Raw genomic sequence first — 18,102 nt, 5'->3', positions numbered from 1 at the left:
TAACTAGAATCGGTACAAACGGCAAATTTTAACGTATAGCTCAATGTCCTTTAAAAATAAATTCATGAACATTCGTCCCAGCCTCCGGCTGTTGACCGGTTCATCACGCAAAACCCGCATTGTGTCGGCTTCTGCCCTATTTCTCGTTGTGTGCGCTTTTGGTGCTGCAGGCGTCGCGCCCATCACGCCCGATACGTCCGACATTCATGTCCGCGCTATCGCAGAAGAATTAATGCTGCCGAGTCTACACCAGCAGGTCGCAGCACTCGAATTACAAGATAATTTATATGTAGCCGAAGAAAAAATGCGCTCTGGCGATACAATCGCTGCATTGATGACGCGGCTTGGTATCAACGACTCCGCTGCCTCCAGTTTCATCCGCTCCGATAGCACCGCCAGTGCCATGTTGCGCCTTAAACCGGGCAGCATCGTGCAAGCTCAAACTGACTCCCAGGGCGATCTGCAATGGTTGCGGGCAACGCCTAGCTCTGGCAAAGACGCCCCTAACCTCGTCGTGACCCGCAAGGGGGAGGCGTTCGATGCAATCGAAGAGACAGCGGTTCTTGAAACCCGTATTGAAATGCACTCCGGTATCATTCGGTCATCATTGTTTGCGGCCACCGATGATGCAGAAATTCCTGATGCAGTGTCGTCCCAGATCGTCGAAATGTTCGGTACCAATATTAACTTTTCGTCCGATCTTAAGCGTGGCGATCGCTTCAATGTTGCTTATGAGACGTTTTGGCAGAACGGTCAATTTGTGCGCGCAGGACGCATCCTTGCTGGTGAGTTCGTGAATGCTGGCAAAACCTTTCAGGCAGTCTGGTTTGACGACCCGAAGAGCGCGCAGGGCGGCAGCTATTATGGATTTGACGGCTCCTCAATGAAGCAGGCTTTTTTGAAGTCCCCACTGGCATTTACGCGGATTTCTTCAGGATTTTCCATGCGGACTCACCCGATTCTGGGCGCCTGGAAAATGCATAGCGGCGTCGATTTTGCGGCACCTACCGGCACGCCTATTCACGCAGCCAGCGACGGCGTAATCGATTTTGTTGGCGTCCAAAGTGGTTATGGCAATGTGGTGATTATCAAGCATGCCAACAACATCTCGACCGTCTATGCACACATGAGCCGCTTCGAAAAAGGTTTTCATCGGGGTAGCAGGGTCGATCAGGGCGACGTTGTCGGATTTGTCGGGATGACCGGTTGGGCCACAGGACCGCATCTACATTATGAATATCGCGTCGCTAACAAGCCGCTAGATCCTCTCACCGTGGTTGCGCCTACCATGCAAGCGCTCGCAGGTCCGAAACTTCAACGTTTTCGTGCTGTAGCGAGCGATATGTCGCATCGCTTTACGTTGCTGCAAGCCGATGCAGCGGAGACGCCAGCTAAAATCACGAATTTAGCCGCAAAATCGTCGTCTATCTCATAAATTATTCTGCTTCTCACCTCTCCAAAAAGCCCGTTGATTGATCAGTCCTTGTAAAATTGAATGATTGAACAACGGGTTTTTTATGACTACGCAAAACGTGAATACGCCTTTCTTCATTGGATTAATGTCGGGCACTAGCCTGGATGGCATCGATGGCGTCATTGCATCATTCTCCAGCGATGCCATGGGTCACAATCCAATCGCTACTTTGGCTTCTGCCTACGTGCCTTTTTCCGCGGCGCTACGGCGGGAATTAATGGCGCTACAACAAGCGGGCGAAAATGAAATTGAGCGCGAATCACTTGTTGCCCATACCTTGGCCACGCACTGCGCGGCTTGCGTAGAGCGCTTGCTTGCCGACACCGGTTACCGTGCCAATCAGATACGCGCGATTGGGGTCCATGGACAAACTATCCGGCATCGACCGGAACTGGGCTTTACCCGCCAGACCAATAACCCGGCACTTTTAGCGGAGCTTACCGGAATTGACGTAATTGCCGATTTTCGTAGTCGCGACATCGCCGCCGGCGGACAAGGGGCGCCGCTGGTCCCGGCTTTTCATCAAGCGGTATTTGCCAGTCCGGCAGAAACACGCGTAGTGGTAAATATCGGCGGGATCGCCAATATCAGCGTTCTGCGCCCACAAATCAATGGCGCTGTGAGCGATGCGGATATCGGTTTTGATACCGGTCCCGGTAACGTACTGATGGATTTATGGGTCAAGGTAAACCAAGGCCAGGACTACGATGCCAACGGCATTTGGGGAGCCAGCGGCAAAGTCATTCCGCAGTTGTTGAAGGCGTGCCTGGATGAACCATATTTTGCGTTACCACCGCCTAAAAGTACTGGACGCGATCTGTTCCATGAGGCTTGGCTGGCAGAGAAACTGGCATTATTTCCTCAATTTGCGCCCGCCGATGTGCAAGCTACGCTTACCGCCCTTACCGCATCGACGATCGCCGATGCGATTGTGCGGTACGCCGCGGACGTCAGCACAGTTGTCGTGTGCGGGGGAGGCGCTTATAACGCGCATTTGATGCAAGCATTAGGTCAGGCGCTTAGTCGGGGAGGCGTGTCTGCTAGCGTTGCGTCAACCGATACACTCGGCATTGCACCAAATCATGTGGAAGCACTGGCTTTTGCGTGGCTGGCGCAACGCTTCGATCTGCGCTTACCCGGTAATTTGCCCGCTGTCACCGGTGCTGCCGGGCCGCGTATTTTAGGTGCACTTTATCCGGCCTGATGGTCTAGACAAAAAAAGACACCGGATCAAATAATACCGGTGTCTTTTTTAAAAAATATCCTCAGCGTTTTGGCTAACTTGTCGAAATGCTTGATGCACGTAATTATAGACCGCAGCAGCCTTGGGTTAATCTGCTATCACTCGACCCAGTCCAATTTAACGCATTGCAGCCATAGTAGCTCAGGCTGCCATCACAGCACGATCCCGACCAAACAAATTATGCCGAGAAAGATGAGCCACAACCACAAGTTGTTGTTGCGTTTGGATTCTTGATAACGAACTGTGCGCCTTCCAGATCGTCTTTATAGTCGATCTCGGCACCAACCAGATATTGATAACTCATTGAGTCAATCAACAACTGAACGCCGTTTTTGGTCATGGTAGTGTCGTCTTCGTTGACGATTTCATCAAAAGTGAAACCGTACTGAAAACCAGAGCAACCGCCACCCTGCACAAAGACGCGCAGTTTTAAATCGGGGTTACCCTCTTCTTCTATCAGTTGCGCCACCTTAGCGGCCGCACTATCGGAAAAAAGGATCGGGGATACTACGTCTTGGATTTCAGCTACTGCATTCATTTTTGGCTCCTGCGGGAACATACGGTACGTCATTATAAGCTGTTAGCGACAATCATGCAGCCGGATACCATCCCGGCATCCATCTGACCACATATGTCCCGTGCAGCGGGCTAATAATTATGCAAGCTCGCCCCAGACATACCGCCCGCCCCGCTCTACCCCACCTTTGTGCCTTTCGGCAAGTCAAGGCTGGGGACTGGAACAGATTGCGAAATCTGAGGAACGATTGAAGTTTCAAGCAACTTTAGTGCCGGTATTGGCGCAGCTTGTTCATGCGTCAATTTACCGCTTACCACCGCGCCACTATGCATTTCGAGCGCTTTATAACTCACATTACCAGTTATGCGGGCTTTCGGCTGTAATTCAAGCAAATCAGACGAAAAAACATTTCCGAATATCTCACCATTAACGACGAGATGCGCTACCCGGATTTCACCTTCCACTTTGGCTTTTTCAGATATCACGAGCATGGAGGTCAGCGCCTCGTCGGCTATAACGTTGCCTATTATGTGCCCGTCTATCCGCAAGCCGCCTTTGAAATGTACATCGCCGTGAATACTGGTTGCAGCGCCAATCAGACTATCGATGGTGTTTTTTGCTTTGCGGCTGTTAAACATGTCATTCCTCAAATTACGATTTATCTTGATCGGTGTAAACGTTGCCCCTTTGCAATGCAGAGAAGTTAGTTTGCACCAATTCAAAGGCTCCCACAATAGTCAAACTTGCACTACTATAAATTTGCACTTTGCTGCGTGCGGACCTTGCCATTTTCGCGCACCCGGGCCTGCACTCTTTTTACCACCGTCCCATCAGGCAGCGTCAATACGCCATCGATGCGCTGATAGTATTTAAAGTCGAGCTGAAAGGCTGCCTTTTCGGGGGAGTTAGCGCTCTGTTCGGGATAAGTTAAAATGAGATTCTTGCCGCGTACCACGGCGGTGACTACTATTTGCAAATCGCCAACAAAGTCTCGTCCAACTTTGCCGCCCCGCATAATCAAAGAGCGGTAGCGTAATTGGGTCGGCGCTGTTAACGCAAAGCTCAGGCGTTGAATCGCAATATCGTCGCTACCGGTAGCAATGGGTAACAAGCCCTCGAAAAACGCAAGATCCTCTTTGAGTTTGGCGTTATCAGCTTCTAGCGTAGCAATCTGCTGGCTTAAGTGAGTCTGTGTGGCTGACGCAATGTTGGCCTGACTTTCGGCAGCGTTGACCACACTTGAAAAGCGATCCCGCTCAACCATTAAATCGGCGATCTGGCGGTTCAGGGCCGCGACGTCCCGTGCCGTGACGGCATTCGCGCTGGCAAAATTGCGACCGGAATAATAAGCCCACAAAGCGATAGTCGCGCCAAAGGCGATGATCAATACTAAGAAGATCGCTTTTAGCGGCCACGGGAAGTGGCTTTTTACGCTCATTCTGGGCGCCGAAACCGACATCCGCCGACGCCACAACGTGACTTTCATTGCATCCAGGCCCAGACGTTTTCCAGTAGAGAGTCGGTCAACATCATGGCATGACTGGAACGTGCATCAAACCGGTTGTTTCTTCCAGTCCAAACATCAGATTCATACATTGCACTGCCTGACCGGATGAACCCTTGACCAGATTATCCTGCACCACGAGCACAACGACCGTATCACCATCATTCGGACGATGCAAGGCAATCCGCAACATATTCGAGGCACGTGTGGAACGGGTCTCGGGGTGCGCGCCGAACGGCATCACATCGACAAAAGGCTCATCTTTATAGGCGTCTTCGAATAACGCTTGCAGCGCAGTGTTATCGATGGTTTGGGTGAGACGTGCATATATCGTTGAATGCATGCCCCGGATCATCGGTACCAGATGCGGCGTAAACAGCAAGCCGACTTTGTCATCCGTTAATTTGGACAGTTGCTCCACTGTCTCTGGCAAATGCCGGTGGCCGGAAACACCATAGGCCTTGAAATTATCACTAGCCTCGGAAAACAGCATGGCTATTTCCGCCTTACGGCCAGCGCCAGAAACACCGGATTTGCAATCAGCAATCAGATTGGAAGCATCAATTACGCCCGCTTTCAATAATGGTGCCAGACCCAGTTGTATAGTCGTCGGATAGCAGCCGGGATTGCCGACGATGCGCGCGCTTTTGATCGTAGCGCGGTTCAGCTCAGGCAAGCCGTATACTGACTCTTTTAGCAGATCAGGACAGCTGTGCGGCATTTTGTACCATTTTTCGAATACAGCGGTGTCTTGCAGGCGAAAATCTGCTGCAAGATCGATCACCTTAACACCCGCAGCCAGTAACGCTGGTGCCTGCGCCATGGCAACGCCGTGGGGGGTCGCGAAAAATACGACGTCGCAGTCCTCCAAATGCGCATTTTCAGGGCTGGAGAAGGCCAGCTTAACGCGGCCGCGCAAGGACGGATACATGTCGGCAATCGGTGTTCCATCTTCTTTGCGTGACGTAACCGACATCAACTGGACTTGCGGATGCGTTGCCAGCAAACGCAATAATTCGACGCCTGTGTATCCTGTGCCACCAACGATACCAACCTTAATCATTTTTTATCCTTACTTGAAAAACTACACTAGCGCGATGGAAGGTCAAACTAATTGCCGCTCACAGTAATAACCAAACTAAAGCCACGCATCTGCCGGGCGCAAGACCTTTGCCGTACGCAATTTTTGACTATTTTAGCAGTCTCGCGCAAACAGCCATGACCACACTTACTCTGCACAGGCACACGAATAATTTTGCACATTATTGCGCGCACAAGCAAACGCTGCAAATAACGTTTTTTAAATTAACCGAGGGATAATATTTGCATAAAAAAGGCAATACTACTACCCGGAAAAGTGCGACCGAGGTCGGGGCCAGCATGGGTAAAAAAAAACCGCCGGGCAAAAGCCAGGCGGTTTTTCTTGATTCTGAAAGCGAAAATTAACGCTTCGAGAATTGTTTTGCCCGACGAGCTTTGCGCAGACCAACTTTTTTACGCTCAACTTCACGTGCATCACGTGTAACGAAACCAGCTTTTGACAGTTCTGGCTTCAAAGTTGCATCGTAGTCAATCAGTGCACGCGTGATACCGTGACGGACTGCACCAGCTTGGCCAGACTCGCCGCCACCGCTGACATTGACTTTAATGTCGAAAGTTTCGACATTGTTCGTCAATACTAAAGGTTGACGAATAACCATCAAACCGGTTTCGCGCGAAAAATACTCATTCGCTGGCTTGCCGTTGACGATGATTTGACCAGAGCCGGACTTGATGAAGACGCGCGCAACTGCACTCTTGCGACGGCCGGTTCCGTAATTATAGTTACCGATCATGTCGATTCCTTAAAGTTCAAGTACGAGTGGTTGCTGGGCAGCATGCGGATGGGAACCATCAGCGTACACTTTCAGCTTCTTGATCATGGCGTAGCCAAGCGGACCCTTAGGCAACATGCCCTTGACCGCTTTTTCGAGCGCACGACCTGGAAAACGCTGTTGCATTTTCTGGAAATTGGTTTCGTAGATACCGCCTGGGTAACCGGAGTGACGGAAATACGTCTTGTCGGTTGCTTTTGCGCCAGTTACACGCAATTTGCCAGCGTTGATAACGACGATGAAATCGCCAGTGTCGACGTGCGGAGTAAATTCAGGTTTGTGTTTGCCGCGCAATCGGAGTGCCACTTCGCTGGCAACACGTCCGAGGACTTTGTCCGTCGCGTCAACCACGTACCAATTACGCTGGACTTCATGTCCTTTAGCGGAAAAAGTTTTCATGTTGACTTCCTAACTAGTTTAATTCGCTCAAATGGTGGTTCCGGCGCTATCAAAAACATCGCACTGCTGACGTCATTGTCTTGCTTTTAGCACCAGACTCTGCCTTGTAATCTTCTCCTGAGCAAACGGAGCCGTAAATTATAACGTTTTCAATGACTTGGCGTCAAATGCAATGCGGTAATAAGTAGATTTTTTCATTCCAGGCGACGCCAGAATGTTGTATTGCATTGACCGGACAGTGAAGATTGCCGTATTACATCCCACACGCGGGCAAAAAAAAAGCCCAAATATTTATTTCGGGCTTAATCCACATCAAGGGGAAGTGGAGGAGACGCTTATTGAATACCAGCAAAGATTGCAGCACTCAATGCGTCTATACTAGCAGACCAAATTGTGCAGCGCAAGAATTTAAGCAGAAATTAATGGAAACTTAATATCCACACTATTTATCTATGAACCCATCTAAAAATCACGGTACAACGTGAATTTTTCTTCTAACTATAGAAGTTTTTCAACCAAAAATGCTGCATAGCAACATGCAAGTGATCTTGTTGGCGGATACTTTTTTAGCGCTGCGCGCTCTTCGCAGACCAACAACAATCAACAAGAGCAGTTAGAATATTCCGATCTTAATTTATCTTAATCAGCGAGAAAACATATGGAATGCACAGTACGCTGGACCGGTTTGTCCGGCATGACTTTTTTAGCGGAGACCGGGTCGGGTCACGCAGTGACGATGGATGGGGCACCCGACGGCGGCGGTCGCAATCTGGCACCGCGTCCGATGGAACTGGTGTTGGCTGGCACTGGTGGCTGTACCGCCTACGATGTTGTATTGATCTTGCGTAAAAGCGGCCAGGATATTCGCGGCTGCGAAGTAAAATTGACTTCGGAACGTGCAGAAAAAGATCCTAAGGTATTCACCAAGATTAATTTCCACTTTACAGTACGTGGGCGTAATCTAAAGCCGAACGTGGTCGAGCGCGCGATCAAGTTATCGCATGAAAAATATTGCTCGGCGTCGATCATGCTGGAAAAAATGGCCGAAATGACCCATAGCTATGAAATAGTGGATGATTTGGCAGAGTTGCCGCCGAATAGTTGACACTAAGCACAATCCGACGTTGGTTTCAGTGAAATTGCGCGGCAACCGGCCTAAGGATGCTGACTAGTTGACAGTAGATCTGATTGAATCCCAACGCTTGTTAAAACTTAAGTTTAGAACGCCCCGCAATAACGGGCGCTCAGGTATTACGGCGTAGGGCTTACAGACGCGGCTTAAAACATTGGCTTAAATATAATAAGCCACGCTCGTCATCACCTTTGACATCGCTTGCATCACCTTTTGCGCAGGCGCGGAAAGGTCAGTCGCCCCCAACGCTTTGGCCGCAGCACCGTGGGCGATTTCATCCTCGCGCATTTGGTTGATGATCAGGCGGGATTTGGTGTCCTGCTCTGGCAGTTCGGTCAGATGGCTGGTCAGATGTTGCTCGACCTGACGCTCTGTTTCTGCAACAAACCCAAGACTGCGCGCGTCGCCCAGACGCGCCGCGACAGTACCTAGTGCGTATGCGCCTGCATACCACAGCGGATTAAGCAAACTGATACGCGATCCTAATTCACGCAAACGCTCGGCGGTCCATGCCAAATGATCGGCTTCTTCGCGACCGGCTTCGGCAAACTGTTGTTTGACCGATTCGCCTTGGGCAAATCGACCTTGCGCGTCATATAGTGCCTGTGCGCAGACCTCGCCCACGTGATTAACGCGCATTAAACCGGCGCTATGGCGCTGCTCAGCGGCGTCAAGTAAGCTCTCGGGAAGGTGCGCAGCGGGATTAGGCCGCGACGCCGAGGTGACGCCACCAATCACGCGTAATGCGCGATCAAAATCAACAATCACTTTATCTAGAAATTGCATATATCAACCAATAATAATTCAATCTGATGATTTTATCAGGCGCAGGGCAAGTCGGTCGTCGTCAGCCGTAATCGGTGCACGTTTGGGACGAAATACCGCATTGTCCGCATAAAAAGCATGATCCTGCTGTGCGCACCAGCCGGGCACGCCCAGCACCGGCAATGGCGTCAGCTGACCGATAGTCATCCCGTGCGCCATCAAGTGCACAGCCACGCGCCGGTCAATCCATGCGCGTCTGGCGTTAGCGTCCAACGCAAAAAAATCATCTGGTGCCATCAATATGAGCGTATGCGCCGTAATCGCTTTATACGGCCGCACCAGCTTTTCTACCAATGCATGGCCAAATAGCCATACCTGAAGGTCGGCCTCGAACATCAAGCGTTGCGCCATAAACGCCTGCTGCCATTGATGCGCTCTTAACGCCGCGATCAATGACTGCCCGGCCGCTCCATCGCGGACCACCAGCAACGCCGCATTTTCATCGAAGATGGTCGCGGCGTCGCGTGCGGCCCCGCGTGGCTTACCGCTACCGGATAACGTGCCAGCTTTGGATAACTCTGCCGCTTGCAACGCGTTCAGACGCGCCTTACTTTGCGGGAATGATAACCATATCAATGCATTGAAAAAATCATGCAGGTTTTCGCGTGTGGGGATTTGACCGGTATCGCTGATAAACGCTTCGTAGGCGGTATCGGCAGGCAATGCCGACTGGGGTACAAATCTGATGGGGTGGTCGCGATGATTACGTATGTCGTGCGCGATGGCAATCGTGTTGATCGCATGACGCCAATCTGCAGTGCCGATGCAGATACCGAAGCCACAGGTACGCAACGGTGTCAGCCATGGCTGTTCCCAGTCGATGACGTCGAGAAAATGAGCTAGTGAAGATGAGGGCGTAGGCATTGCGTCGACATTTTACATTGCCGCCCCTACGGCCTCAACTGTTTACTAGAGGCAGATCCCAACAGGGGCCTGCTCAAGCTGCCACACGTATTTGTTTCCGATAAAGGAATTCGAGCACAGTGGTGCGATATTTCGCATAAAAAGGATCCTGCGCCAGCATCACTCTTTCACGCGGGCGTGGCAAGCGCACGTCAACTATTTCACCAATTGTCGCAGCGGGGCCGTTAGTCATCATAACGATGCGATCAGATAGCAACACCGCCTCGTCAACGTCATGGGTCACCATTACCACTGTGGATTCGGTCTTGGCGACAATTTTTAGCAATTCATCTTGCAAATGAGCGCGTGTGAGCGCATCCAGGGCACCGAATGGCTCGTCCATTAGCAACACCTTTGGTTCCATCGCTAATGCCCGGGCGATACCGACCCGCTGTTTCATGCCGCCGGAAATTTCGTTCGGCCGCTTTTGCGCCGAAGGCGTCAAACCGACTAACGCCAGGGCGGCATTGGTGCGCTCTTTAAGGGCAGCCTTACTTTCGGTCGCAGAGAATACCCGCTCTACACCGAGAAAAACGTTTTCAAAACAACTTAGCCACGGTAGCAACGAGTGATTTTGAAACACGACCGCGCGCTCTGGCGACGGCCCTGCAATTTCACGATTTGCACACAGCAGAACGCCGTCGCTCGGTTGCAGTAAGCCGGCGATCAAATTAAGCAGCGTTGATTTGCCACATCCTGAGTGACCGATCAATGTCACAAACTCACCTTTACGCACTGTCAGATTAATTTCACGCAGCGCATGAAAGTCGCCCTTGCGTGTGTGAAACACCATTTCAGCCTGATGAATATCGATAAATTTTTCGTCGCGGAGTGCCATCTTTTTCCCCTGTATGGTTATAGCCGATATCTGTTATCTGAGACTGAGGCATGAATCAGCGGCAGATATTTTTTCCTGCCGCGGTTTTCCGAGATTGACGCGCACTTTTTAGGAGCTGACTTCCCCATAAGTGAACGCTTTAGCCAGCGCCACCAACAATTGCTCCAATATCAGCCCGACCACGCCGATCACCACGATGGCGATAATGATGTGGGGAACATTGAGGTTATTCCATTCATCCCATACCCAGAACCCGATACCAACGCCGCCAGTCAACATTTCCGCCGCTACAATTACCAACCACGCAGTACCTATTGCCAAACGGACCCCCGTTAGCATGTACGGCAAAACCGAGGGGAAAAGGATTTTGGTAATGATTTTCCATTCGGACAAATTAAGGACCCGCGCCACGTTCATATAGTCTTGTGGCACCCGTTGCACGCCGACGGCGGTGTTGATCACCATCGGCCAGATTGAGCAGATAAAAATCGACCAGATAGCAGCAGGATCTGCTGATTTAAACACCAGCAAACCGATTGGCAACCAGGCCAGCGGTGACACCGGTTTCAACAAACTGATAATCGGTCCGAACATGCTGGATACAAATTGAAATCGGCCAATTACAAAGCCTAAGGGAATCCCGACCACCGCTGCCATGCCAAATCCCAATGCGACCCGTTTAAGCGATGCCAAAATATTCCAGCCGACGCCCTGATCGTTTGGTCCGGTACGATAAAACGGATCAGCGAAAAGCTTAATAGCTTCCTTCAAGGTCACTAGCGGAGTCGGAAACTGACTGTTGTTTAACGCAATCAACTCCCAGACAATCACCAAAAATGCCAGACCGACCAAAGGCGCTACCACTGCTTGAACACCGGGGCTAATGGTACTGCGGCGACGGGTCGACTTTTTTGGCAGCGTCGCGCTCACTTGCACTGCTCCTGCTTCTATTTGCGCGACTGTCGAGGTGTTGCCATGCTCACCTATGGCGGACGTTACGGTTGCGTTCATATTGACTCCTGATTAAGCGATGTGCTGGACTGGCGCATGCGGGTATAAGGAAATGAGGAACCCGTTCAGGCTCTGATCTTAAACGAAGCCGCGTAGGCTTTAGGGTCTTTACCGTCCCAGACAACGCCGTCCATCAGCTTCGAAGTCCGCATCGCATCTTTCGGCACGGGTGTTTTGGTCATCGCTGCAGCGTCTTTGTAAAGATCAATCTGACTGACCGATCTGGCCACTGCCAGATAGTCCGGATCGCTCTTCAGCAAGCCCCAGCGACGGTGCTGCGTCATGAACCACATACCATCCGACAAGTAAGGAAAATTCACCAGACCGCCGTTATAGAACTTCATGTAATTAGGGTCGTCCCAGGTCTTGCCCAGACCGTTCTGATAACGTCCCATAATGCGTTGGTCAATCACATCCTTGCTAGTGTTGACATACGATTTATCGGCAATGGTTTCTGCCATCTTGTTCTTGTTCGCCAACGACTCATCGATCCATTTGCCGGCATCGAGTACCGCAGCGACCAGAGCGCGGCAGGTATTCGGGTTATTCTTTACGAATTCTGCGGTGGTACCAAGAACTTTTTCTGGGTGATCTTTCCAGATTTCCTGGGTCGTGATAGCGGTAATGCCGACGCCGTCAACAATCGCACGATGCCCCCAAGGCTCGCCAACGCAAAAGCCGTCCATATTACCGACGCGCATGTTCGCCACCATTTGCGGCGGCGGCACGGTAATAACCTTGGCGTCTTTCATCGGATTAATGCCATTTGCAGCCATCCAGTAGTACAACCACATGGCGTGGGTGCCGGTAGGAAAGGTTTGTGCAAAAGTATATTCGCGCTTTTCTTTGGCCATCAATTTCGCTAGCGACGGGCCATCTACGGCACCTTTATCGGCCAACTTTTTGGATAACGTAATGGCCTGACCATTGTTGTTCAGGCCCATCAAAATCGCCATGTCTTTTTTCTGGCCGCCAATGCCCATTTGTACGCCATAGATCAGGCCGGAAAGAACGTGGGCACCATCGAGGTCGCCGTTAGCAAGCTTGTCACGCACGCCTGCCCATGATGCTTCTTTGCTGAGGACTATTTTGATGCCGTATTTTTTATCCAGACCAAGCACCGAGGCCATGACTACGGAGGCGCAATCGGTCAATGGAATAAAACCGATCTTGACTTCCGTTTTTTCTGGCTTATCTGAGCCAGCCGCCCAGACGCCACTACTCGACAATCCCAACATACTGGCTCCTGCGGCGATGGTTGCGGTTTGAATGAGCTGACGGCGCTTAGCGTTTTCTAACGCAACGGGAGCATTCTTTGGTATTGCGACTTTTAATTCCATAGCATCAGCTCCGGATAAATTTCGACCATAAAAAAAAGGCGCCTTTCCCCAATGAACCAGTCATTCGGGAAGACACCTTTGTCTTAATTGGACCGACCGCCATTGGCCACGTCCAGTTGCACCATCATTGGCACGCAGACCTGTATGCAAGCGCCGTGCCAGCGTTCTTAGGAGCAACTATGAAAGTTATAGGGAGTAACGTAAGTTGGACGCGCACCGGCGTCGTGCAATGCACCAAATTGTCAGTGTTTAGTGGTGCAATGGGTTGTATGCGCGTACGGGCTTGGCGGAGAAAAATGCATGGAAGACCTGCGAAACAGACACTCGCCGAGCAAAAATGCTGGGGTTAACTCAGCAAATCATTAGCATCGAGCACGCGCTGCGCGACTTCGGCTAATTTCAGATTCTTATCCATTGCCAGACGCCGCAATTTTTTATAAGCGTCTTGCTCGCTCAGTTGCTGGCGTTCCATCAACAACCCTTTGGCGCGATCAATTACTTTACGATCCGCGAGCTTGGTTTTGGTATCCGACAACTCATTGAGGAGCTTTTGGTCCTGATTAAAGCGCAGCATCGCCACCTCAAGCACCGGCTTGATGCGGGCGGTCTGTAGCCCCGCAACAATATAGGCGGACACACCAGCGGCCATTGCGGCCTCCATGCTGGATTTTTTTTCATCTTCGGTAAACAAGACTATCGCCCGGCGCGCATCGCGCGTGGCAATGACGACATGCTCCAGCACGTCTCGGGCGTCGGACTCGGCATCAATAATAATCATGTCCGGCTGCATCTGCGCGATCCGTTCCGGCAAGTACAAGTCCGCTGGCAACGATGCGATGATGTTATATCCGGCCTCCAGCAATGCGATGCGCAAGGCGTGACTGCGCGCGGCCTGCGCGGTGAACGAAGGGTCGTCGTCGCCTTCAATAGCGACCGGATTGACAACTACTATACGAAGGTTAAGCATGTTGCATGGCCAGTGGAACGTCGTTAATACAAATATGCAGGAAGAAAAATGCAGGCATCGAAACTTAAAACTTTACTTATGTACAACTATTGGCATCTAACAATAAAGCCACATCCTCAAAAACAATATGCAAAAATCGCACCAGCCCGCTCTATTGAAGCCGGGCCCGGTAGCGGACGCCTCAGAGGCGGGCCTGGCGCACGCCTAATATTAAAGGGCGCGCCACTCTATTGTGCAATCAGTTGCCAGTTAATCGTCTCACCACCATTTAAAGGCACGATCGTCGCTTCACCCATCGGTAATTCTGCTGGAATGGTCCAACTCTGACGTTTTAACGTTACAAACCCCTGATTGCGCGGCAGGTTATAAAAGGCAGGACCGTTGAAGCTGGCAAAAGCTTCCAATTGATCTAGTGCGCCCGCGTCCTCAAATGCCTGCGCATAAAGCTCCATCGCATGCAATGCAGTATAACAACCGGCACAACCGCAAGCATGCTCTTTCAGGCCCTTGGGATGCGGGGCGGAATCGGTACCGAGGAAAAACCGATCACTACCGGAAACCGCAGCTTGCACCAGCGCAAGGCGATGCTCTTCGCGCTTGAGAATCGGCAAACAATAATAATGGGGCCTAATCCCACCTTTAAAAATCTCGTTACGGTTATACAGTAAATGATGCGCGGTAATGGTCGCGGCAATCGGCCCCTCGGCAGTGGCGACATACTGGGCCGCCTCTTTGGTGGTGATATGTTCAAAAACTACTTTGAGCTCTGGCATGTCACGGCGCAACGGCTGCATGACGCGCTCAATGAAGACCGCCTCGCGATCAAAAATATCGATAGCAGGATCGGTCACTTCGCCGTGTACCAAAAAGGGCATGCCTAGTTCCTGCATGACTTCCAGGGTTTTATAGCATTTGGCCAGATCGGAGACGCCTGCATCGGAGTTAGTGGTGGCGCCAGCAGGATACAATTTAACGGCGTGAACAAAGCCGCTGTCTTTGGCGCGGCGGATTTCATCCGGCGGCGTATTGTTGGTGAGGTAGAGCGTCATCAATGGTTCAAACGAGGTTCCCTCCGGCACGACCGCCAAAATACGCTCACGGTAAGCTGCCGCTTGTGCGACGGTCGTCACTGGCGGTTTAAGGTTAGGCATGACAATCGCCCGCCCAAACTGGCGTGCCGTATCAGGTAAGACGCTGGCCAGCATTGCGCCGTCGCGCAGATGTAAATGCCAGTCATCGGGGCGCGTAATGGTCAAGGTATCAGTCATCGTCACTCTCTTTTGCAAAAAATTGTTCCAGCATAGACCGGATTATTTGGACGGATTATTGGAAATTTCGGGTAGTCATAAAAGTCATATCAGCGTGGAAATCCGAACTTTCTATCTCCTGAATCCCGAAATGCAAGACGGATGGCATGCCAACCAATCGTGTAGCAGGATTGCGTTTCAGTAAACTGGGCAGGTTTAGCTAGAAACATAAGAATCAACTAACGTATTGCGGCATTTTACCGCAGCCCCCTTGATCGATTGCCCAAAATTACCGCTAAAGCGCCGCCCTTCCGTACTTCACCCGCAATAATTCAATGACGACCATCCATCCCAGATGAATAATCGGCGTTGCCAATAATGCCGCGCAATACTTGTAGGCGTTCGAGTACGCCGACAGAGGGCGCGTAAAAAAGCCGCTTCAACCTTAGGCTGAAGCGGCAGATAATGCTCACATAGTCGATTGAATAGCATTCAACCTATGATTTCCACGTCTTTTGTGCCTAACCAATGATGAGGCACAAACGTACTTATATTTTTAATGAATAATTTTTGCCAGGAAGTCGCGCGCACGTTCCGAACGCGGCGCGCCGAAGAACTCTTCTTTTTTGCAATCTTCGACAATCAAGCCCTGATCCATAAAGATGACGCGGTTGGCGACCTTTTTGGCGAAGCCCATTTCATGCGTCACCACCATCATGGTCATGCCTTCTTGTGCCAGACCGACCATGACATCGAGTACTTCGTTAATCATTTCAGGATCGAGGGCTGACGTCGGTTCATCGAACAACATCGCAATCGGATCCATCGACAACGCACGGGCAATCGCGACACGCTGCTGCTGACCACCGGATAGCTGACCGGGAAATTTATCTTTTTGCGCAATCAGGCCCACGCGATCCAGATATTTCAAACCTTTTTCGGTTGCTTCGCTGACGCTGCGTCCCAGTACTTTCACTTGACCAATTGTCAAATTTTCACGAATCGACAAATGCGGAAACAACTCAAAGTTCTGAAACACCATCCCAATACGCGCGCGCAATTTGGACAGGTTGGTTTTAGGATCACCGACAGAAATACCATCGACGCTGATATCGCCTTTTTGAAACGGCTCAAGGCCGTTAACTGTTTTGATCAGCGTCGATTTACCGGAGCCGGACGGACCGCACACCACCACCACATCGCCCTTTGCAACAGAGGTGGTGCAATCGGTCAACACCTGAAACTGACCGTACCATTTACTGACGTTATTAAGTTTAATCATGAATAATTCTCCAAATTACTGAATGCAGTTTGCAAATGTTCTTTCTTGCCGCGCCTGAAAGCAGCGGCAAGGGAAGCGCGCTATCGAATAATCGCAACCTTGTCCTGCAATTTCTTTACCAGTGTGGATAAGCCGTAACTCATGACGAAATAGACCACTGCGACAAACAGATACATTTCGACCAGACGACCATCACGCTGCGCGATCTTGGACGCTACGGTGACAAACTCGGGCACGGATCCCAACACATAGACCAACGACACGTCCTGAAACAACACGATTGTTTGTGTGAACAAGATAGGAATCATGTTACGGAAAGCTTGCGGCAATACCACGTTGCCCATCATTTGCCAGTAGTTCATACCGAGCGCGTAGCCCGCCGACACCTGACCTCGCGGAATCGACTGAATACCCGAGCGCATTATTTCGCAATAATAAGCAGCTTCAAATAAGATGAACGTTACCAGGGCAGAGGAAAATGCATCGACCTGAATCGGTTGTGAAGCGCCGGTAACCCAGGCACCAATAAACGGCATCAGGAAATAGAACCAGAAAATCACCAATACCAGTGGCACCGAGCGAATCAGGTTGACATAGCTGGTGGCGATGAACGAAATCGTTTTGCTATGCGACAACCGCATCAAGGCCAAAATAGTACCAAAGAAAATACCGCCGATCATCGCCGAGATGGTGAGCAACAGCGTAAATTTCATGCCGGTCGTAAATAGATACAACCACGAGCGCTGAATTACATCAAAGTCAAAATTCGCAAACATGATTAATGACCTCCTGTGCTAGCGCTGCCGGACGTAATAAAGCCCGGGATCGCTGTTTTTTTCTCCAGATAGCGCGCCAATAACAACGCGAGACTAGAGATGATGATGTAAATGACAGTGGCACCGGTTAGCGACTCGAAAGTCTGGAAGGTGAACTCACGCATCGAATAAGTCGCAGCCGTCAATTCCACCAGGCCGATGGTCAGCGCCACTGAACTGTTCTTGATGATCGCTGCAAATTCATTAGTCAATGCCGGAATGATGATGCGGAAAGCCATAGGCAACAGCACAAACCGATAGGTCTGGGGCAATGTCAGGCCCAGTGCAGTACCAGCCAGCTTTTGGCCGCGTGGCAATGCATGAATTCCGGCTGAAACTTGTACTGCAACGCGGGACGAAGTAAAGAATCCCAACGCGAGAAAAGCGGTAATGAACGACGCATTCGGTAAACTTTTAAGCCAGCCTCCAAGACTGGCCGGGACCAGTTCGGGCATGACGTAATACCACAGGAACATTTGCACCAATAGCGGGATGTTACGGAATAGTTCAACGTAACCGTTGGCTATGCGCACGGCCCATTTATTTGGCATCGTGCGAATGGTGCCGACAATCGTACCAATCACCAACGCCATAATCCACGCTAGTGCCGAGAGGGCAAGCGTCCATTTCAACCCCACCAGCAAGGTTTCCATATAGGTGCTGACACCATCGGGAGACATTTGCCAGAAAATGTTCCAGTTCCAGTTGTAGTGCATATTGAGTCCCTGTTA

At 50.9% G+C, this 18,102-nt stretch carries 19 protein-coding genes; 3 read left to right on the top strand and 16 right to left on the bottom strand.

Features of this window, described 5'->3' with window-relative positions:
* Nucleotides 1-64 precede the first annotated feature (64 nt).
* Complete coding sequence (locus HAV38_RS00175; protein ID WP_245182116.1) at nucleotides 65-1,435, top strand: M23 family metallopeptidase; 1,371 nt, start codon at nucleotides 65-67, stop codon at nucleotides 1,433-1,435.
* Nucleotides 1,436-1,517: 82 nt separating this feature from the next.
* Nucleotides 1,518-2,678: an anhydro-N-acetylmuramic acid kinase gene (locus HAV38_RS00170; RefSeq protein ID WP_168051250.1), complete on the top strand. Its 1,161-nt coding sequence runs from the start codon at nucleotides 1,518-1,520 to the stop codon at nucleotides 2,676-2,678.
* 217 nt (nucleotides 2,679-2,895) lie between these two features.
* On the opposite strand, the gene erpA is transcribed toward HAV38_RS00170, so the two are convergent.
* The 6 genes from erpA to rplM all read right to left on the bottom strand — a co-directional run bounded on the left by erpA (nucleotide 2,896) and on the right by rplM (nucleotide 7,011).
* On the bottom strand, nucleotides 2,896-3,255 hold the full coding sequence (erpA, locus tag HAV38_RS00165) for an iron-sulfur cluster insertion protein ErpA (protein WP_168051248.1): 360 nt from the start codon (nucleotides 3,253-3,255) through the stop codon (nucleotides 2,896-2,898).
* 155 nt (nucleotides 3,256-3,410) lie between these two features.
* Nucleotides 3,411-3,872, bottom strand: a complete 462-nt coding sequence (locus HAV38_RS00160; RefSeq protein ID WP_168051246.1) for a bactofilin family protein — start codon at nucleotides 3,870-3,872, stop codon at nucleotides 3,411-3,413.
* Nucleotides 3,873-3,985: 113 nt separating this feature from the next.
* Nucleotides 3,986-4,672 (bottom strand): DUF6776 family protein, encoded by a 687-nt coding sequence (locus HAV38_RS00155; protein WP_245182115.1) that lies wholly within the window; start codon nucleotides 4,670-4,672, stop codon nucleotides 3,986-3,988.
* A 91-nt stretch (nucleotides 4,673-4,763) separates the two neighbouring features.
* Complete coding sequence (gene argC, locus HAV38_RS00150; RefSeq protein WP_168051244.1) at nucleotides 4,764-5,801, bottom strand: N-acetyl-gamma-glutamyl-phosphate reductase; 1,038 nt, start codon at nucleotides 5,799-5,801, stop codon at nucleotides 4,764-4,766.
* 379 nt (nucleotides 5,802-6,180) lie between these two features.
* Complete coding sequence (gene rpsI / locus HAV38_RS00145) at nucleotides 6,181-6,573, bottom strand: 30S ribosomal protein S9 (protein WP_108442889.1); 393 nt, start codon at nucleotides 6,571-6,573, stop codon at nucleotides 6,181-6,183.
* A gap of 9 nt (nucleotides 6,574-6,582) precedes the next feature.
* The gene (rplM, locus tag HAV38_RS00140; RefSeq protein ID WP_108442890.1) at nucleotides 6,583-7,011 is read right to left on the bottom strand and encodes a 50S ribosomal protein L13; all 429 of its coding nucleotides are present in this window, start codon (nucleotides 7,009-7,011) and stop codon (nucleotides 6,583-6,585) included.
* 658 nt (nucleotides 7,012-7,669) lie between these two features.
* Here rplM and HAV38_RS00135 point away from each other — a divergent pair.
* Nucleotides 7,670-8,116 (top strand): OsmC family protein, encoded by a 447-nt coding sequence (locus HAV38_RS00135; protein ID WP_168051242.1) that lies wholly within the window; start codon nucleotides 7,670-7,672, stop codon nucleotides 8,114-8,116.
* Nucleotides 8,117-8,302: 186 nt separating this feature from the next.
* On the opposite strand, the gene coq7 is transcribed toward HAV38_RS00135, so the two are convergent.
* From coq7 to HAV38_RS00085, 10 genes are all read right to left on the bottom strand, one after another.
* Nucleotides 8,303-8,929 (bottom strand): 2-polyprenyl-3-methyl-6-methoxy-1,4-benzoquinone monooxygenase, encoded by a 627-nt coding sequence (gene coq7, locus HAV38_RS00130; RefSeq protein WP_168051240.1) that lies wholly within the window; start codon nucleotides 8,927-8,929, stop codon nucleotides 8,303-8,305.
* Between the two features lie 18 nt (nucleotides 8,930-8,947).
* Nucleotides 8,948-9,832 carry a DUF3025 domain-containing protein gene (locus HAV38_RS00125; protein ID WP_168051238.1) on the bottom strand — a complete coding sequence of 295 codons (885 nt, stop codon included), beginning with the start codon at nucleotides 9,830-9,832 and terminating at the stop codon, nucleotides 8,948-8,950.
* Nucleotides 9,833-9,905: 73 nt separating this feature from the next.
* Complete coding sequence (locus tag HAV38_RS00120; protein WP_168051236.1) at nucleotides 9,906-10,709, bottom strand: ABC transporter ATP-binding protein; 804 nt, start codon at nucleotides 10,707-10,709, stop codon at nucleotides 9,906-9,908.
* A gap of 108 nt (nucleotides 10,710-10,817) precedes the next feature.
* Complete coding sequence (gene ntrB, locus HAV38_RS00115) at nucleotides 10,818-11,720, bottom strand: nitrate ABC transporter permease (protein ID WP_168051234.1); 903 nt, start codon at nucleotides 11,718-11,720, stop codon at nucleotides 10,818-10,820.
* A gap of 65 nt (nucleotides 11,721-11,785) precedes the next feature.
* Complete coding sequence (locus HAV38_RS00110) at nucleotides 11,786-13,060, bottom strand: CmpA/NrtA family ABC transporter substrate-binding protein (RefSeq protein ID WP_168051232.1); 1,275 nt, start codon at nucleotides 13,058-13,060, stop codon at nucleotides 11,786-11,788.
* A 346-nt stretch (nucleotides 13,061-13,406) separates the two neighbouring features.
* On the bottom strand, nucleotides 13,407-14,027 hold the full coding sequence (locus HAV38_RS00105) for an ANTAR domain-containing response regulator (protein WP_168051230.1): 621 nt from the start codon (nucleotides 14,025-14,027) through the stop codon (nucleotides 13,407-13,409).
* A gap of 227 nt (nucleotides 14,028-14,254) precedes the next feature.
* Nucleotides 14,255-15,295 (bottom strand): dihydroorotase, encoded by a 1,041-nt coding sequence (pyrC, locus tag HAV38_RS00100; RefSeq protein WP_168051228.1) that lies wholly within the window; start codon nucleotides 15,293-15,295, stop codon nucleotides 14,255-14,257.
* A gap of 535 nt (nucleotides 15,296-15,830) precedes the next feature.
* On the bottom strand, nucleotides 15,831-16,556 hold the full coding sequence (locus HAV38_RS00095; protein WP_168051226.1) for an amino acid ABC transporter ATP-binding protein: 726 nt from the start codon (nucleotides 16,554-16,556) through the stop codon (nucleotides 15,831-15,833).
* 80 nt (nucleotides 16,557-16,636) lie between these two features.
* The gene (locus HAV38_RS00090; RefSeq protein ID WP_168051224.1) at nucleotides 16,637-17,332 is read right to left on the bottom strand and encodes an amino acid ABC transporter permease; all 696 of its coding nucleotides are present in this window, start codon (nucleotides 17,330-17,332) and stop codon (nucleotides 16,637-16,639) included.
* 2 nt (nucleotides 17,333-17,334) lie between these two features.
* Nucleotides 17,335-18,087 carry an amino acid ABC transporter permease gene (locus HAV38_RS00085; protein WP_168051222.1) on the bottom strand — a complete coding sequence of 251 codons (753 nt, stop codon included), beginning with the start codon at nucleotides 18,085-18,087 and terminating at the stop codon, nucleotides 17,335-17,337.
* Between the last annotated feature and the right edge of the window lie 15 nt (nucleotides 18,088-18,102).

Origin of the sequence: Glaciimonas immobilis (genome assembly GCF_011947285.1) — a bacterium.
In the GTDB taxonomy this organism is placed as follows: domain Bacteria; phylum Pseudomonadota; class Gammaproteobacteria; order Burkholderiales; family Burkholderiaceae_D; genus Glaciimonas; species Glaciimonas immobilis.
Note: the sequence above shows the minus strand (reverse complement) of the source record. Positions and strands in the feature narration are given on the sequence as shown.

Excerpts from the sequence above, each read along its gene's own strand:
- HAV38_RS00175 (WP_245182116.1), top strand. The coding sequence starts at position 65 with ATGAACATTCGTCCCAGCCTCCGGCTGTTGACCGGTTCATCACGCAAA.
- HAV38_RS00170 (WP_168051250.1), top strand. The coding sequence starts at position 1,518 with ATGACTACGCAAAACGTGAATACGCCTTTCTTCATTGGATTAATGTCG.
- erpA (WP_168051248.1), bottom strand. The coding sequence starts at position 3,255 with ATGAATGCAGTAGCTGAAATCCAAGACGTAGTATCCCCGATCCTTTTT.
- HAV38_RS00160 (WP_168051246.1), bottom strand. The coding sequence starts at position 3,872 with ATGTTTAACAGCCGCAAAGCAAAAAACACCATCGATAGTCTGATTGGC.
- HAV38_RS00155 (WP_245182115.1), bottom strand. The coding sequence starts at position 4,672 with ATGAGCGTAAAAAGCCACTTCCCGTGGCCGCTAAAAGCGATCTTCTTA.
- argC (WP_168051244.1), bottom strand. The coding sequence starts at position 5,801 with ATGATTAAGGTTGGTATCGTTGGTGGCACAGGATACACAGGCGTCGAA.
- rpsI (WP_108442889.1), bottom strand. The coding sequence starts at position 6,573 with ATGATCGGTAACTATAATTACGGAACCGGCCGTCGCAAGAGTGCAGTT.
- rplM (WP_108442890.1), bottom strand. The coding sequence starts at position 7,011 with ATGAAAACTTTTTCCGCTAAAGGACATGAAGTCCAGCGTAATTGGTAC.
- HAV38_RS00135 (WP_168051242.1), top strand. The coding sequence starts at position 7,670 with ATGGAATGCACAGTACGCTGGACCGGTTTGTCCGGCATGACTTTTTTA.
- coq7 (WP_168051240.1), bottom strand. The coding sequence starts at position 8,929 with ATGCAATTTCTAGATAAAGTGATTGTTGATTTTGATCGCGCATTACGC.
- HAV38_RS00125 (WP_168051238.1), bottom strand. The coding sequence starts at position 9,832 with ATGCCTACGCCCTCATCTTCACTAGCTCATTTTCTCGACGTCATCGAC.
- HAV38_RS00120 (WP_168051236.1), bottom strand. The coding sequence starts at position 10,709 with ATGGCACTCCGCGACGAAAAATTTATCGATATTCATCAGGCTGAAATG.
- ntrB (WP_168051234.1), bottom strand. The coding sequence starts at position 11,720 with ATGAACGCAACCGTAACGTCCGCCATAGGTGAGCATGGCAACACCTCG.
- HAV38_RS00110 (WP_168051232.1), bottom strand. The coding sequence starts at position 13,060 with ATGGAATTAAAAGTCGCAATACCAAAGAATGCTCCCGTTGCGTTAGAA.
- HAV38_RS00105 (WP_168051230.1), bottom strand. The coding sequence starts at position 14,027 with ATGCTTAACCTTCGTATAGTAGTTGTCAATCCGGTCGCTATTGAAGGC.
- pyrC (WP_168051228.1), bottom strand. The coding sequence starts at position 15,295 with ATGACTGATACCTTGACCATTACGCGCCCCGATGACTGGCATTTACAT.
- HAV38_RS00095 (WP_168051226.1), bottom strand. The coding sequence starts at position 16,556 with ATGATTAAACTTAATAACGTCAGTAAATGGTACGGTCAGTTTCAGGTG.
- HAV38_RS00090 (WP_168051224.1), bottom strand. The coding sequence starts at position 17,332 with ATGTTTGCGAATTTTGACTTTGATGTAATTCAGCGCTCGTGGTTGTAT.
- HAV38_RS00085 (WP_168051222.1), bottom strand. The coding sequence starts at position 18,087 with ATGCACTACAACTGGAACTGGAACATTTTCTGGCAAATGTCTCCCGAT.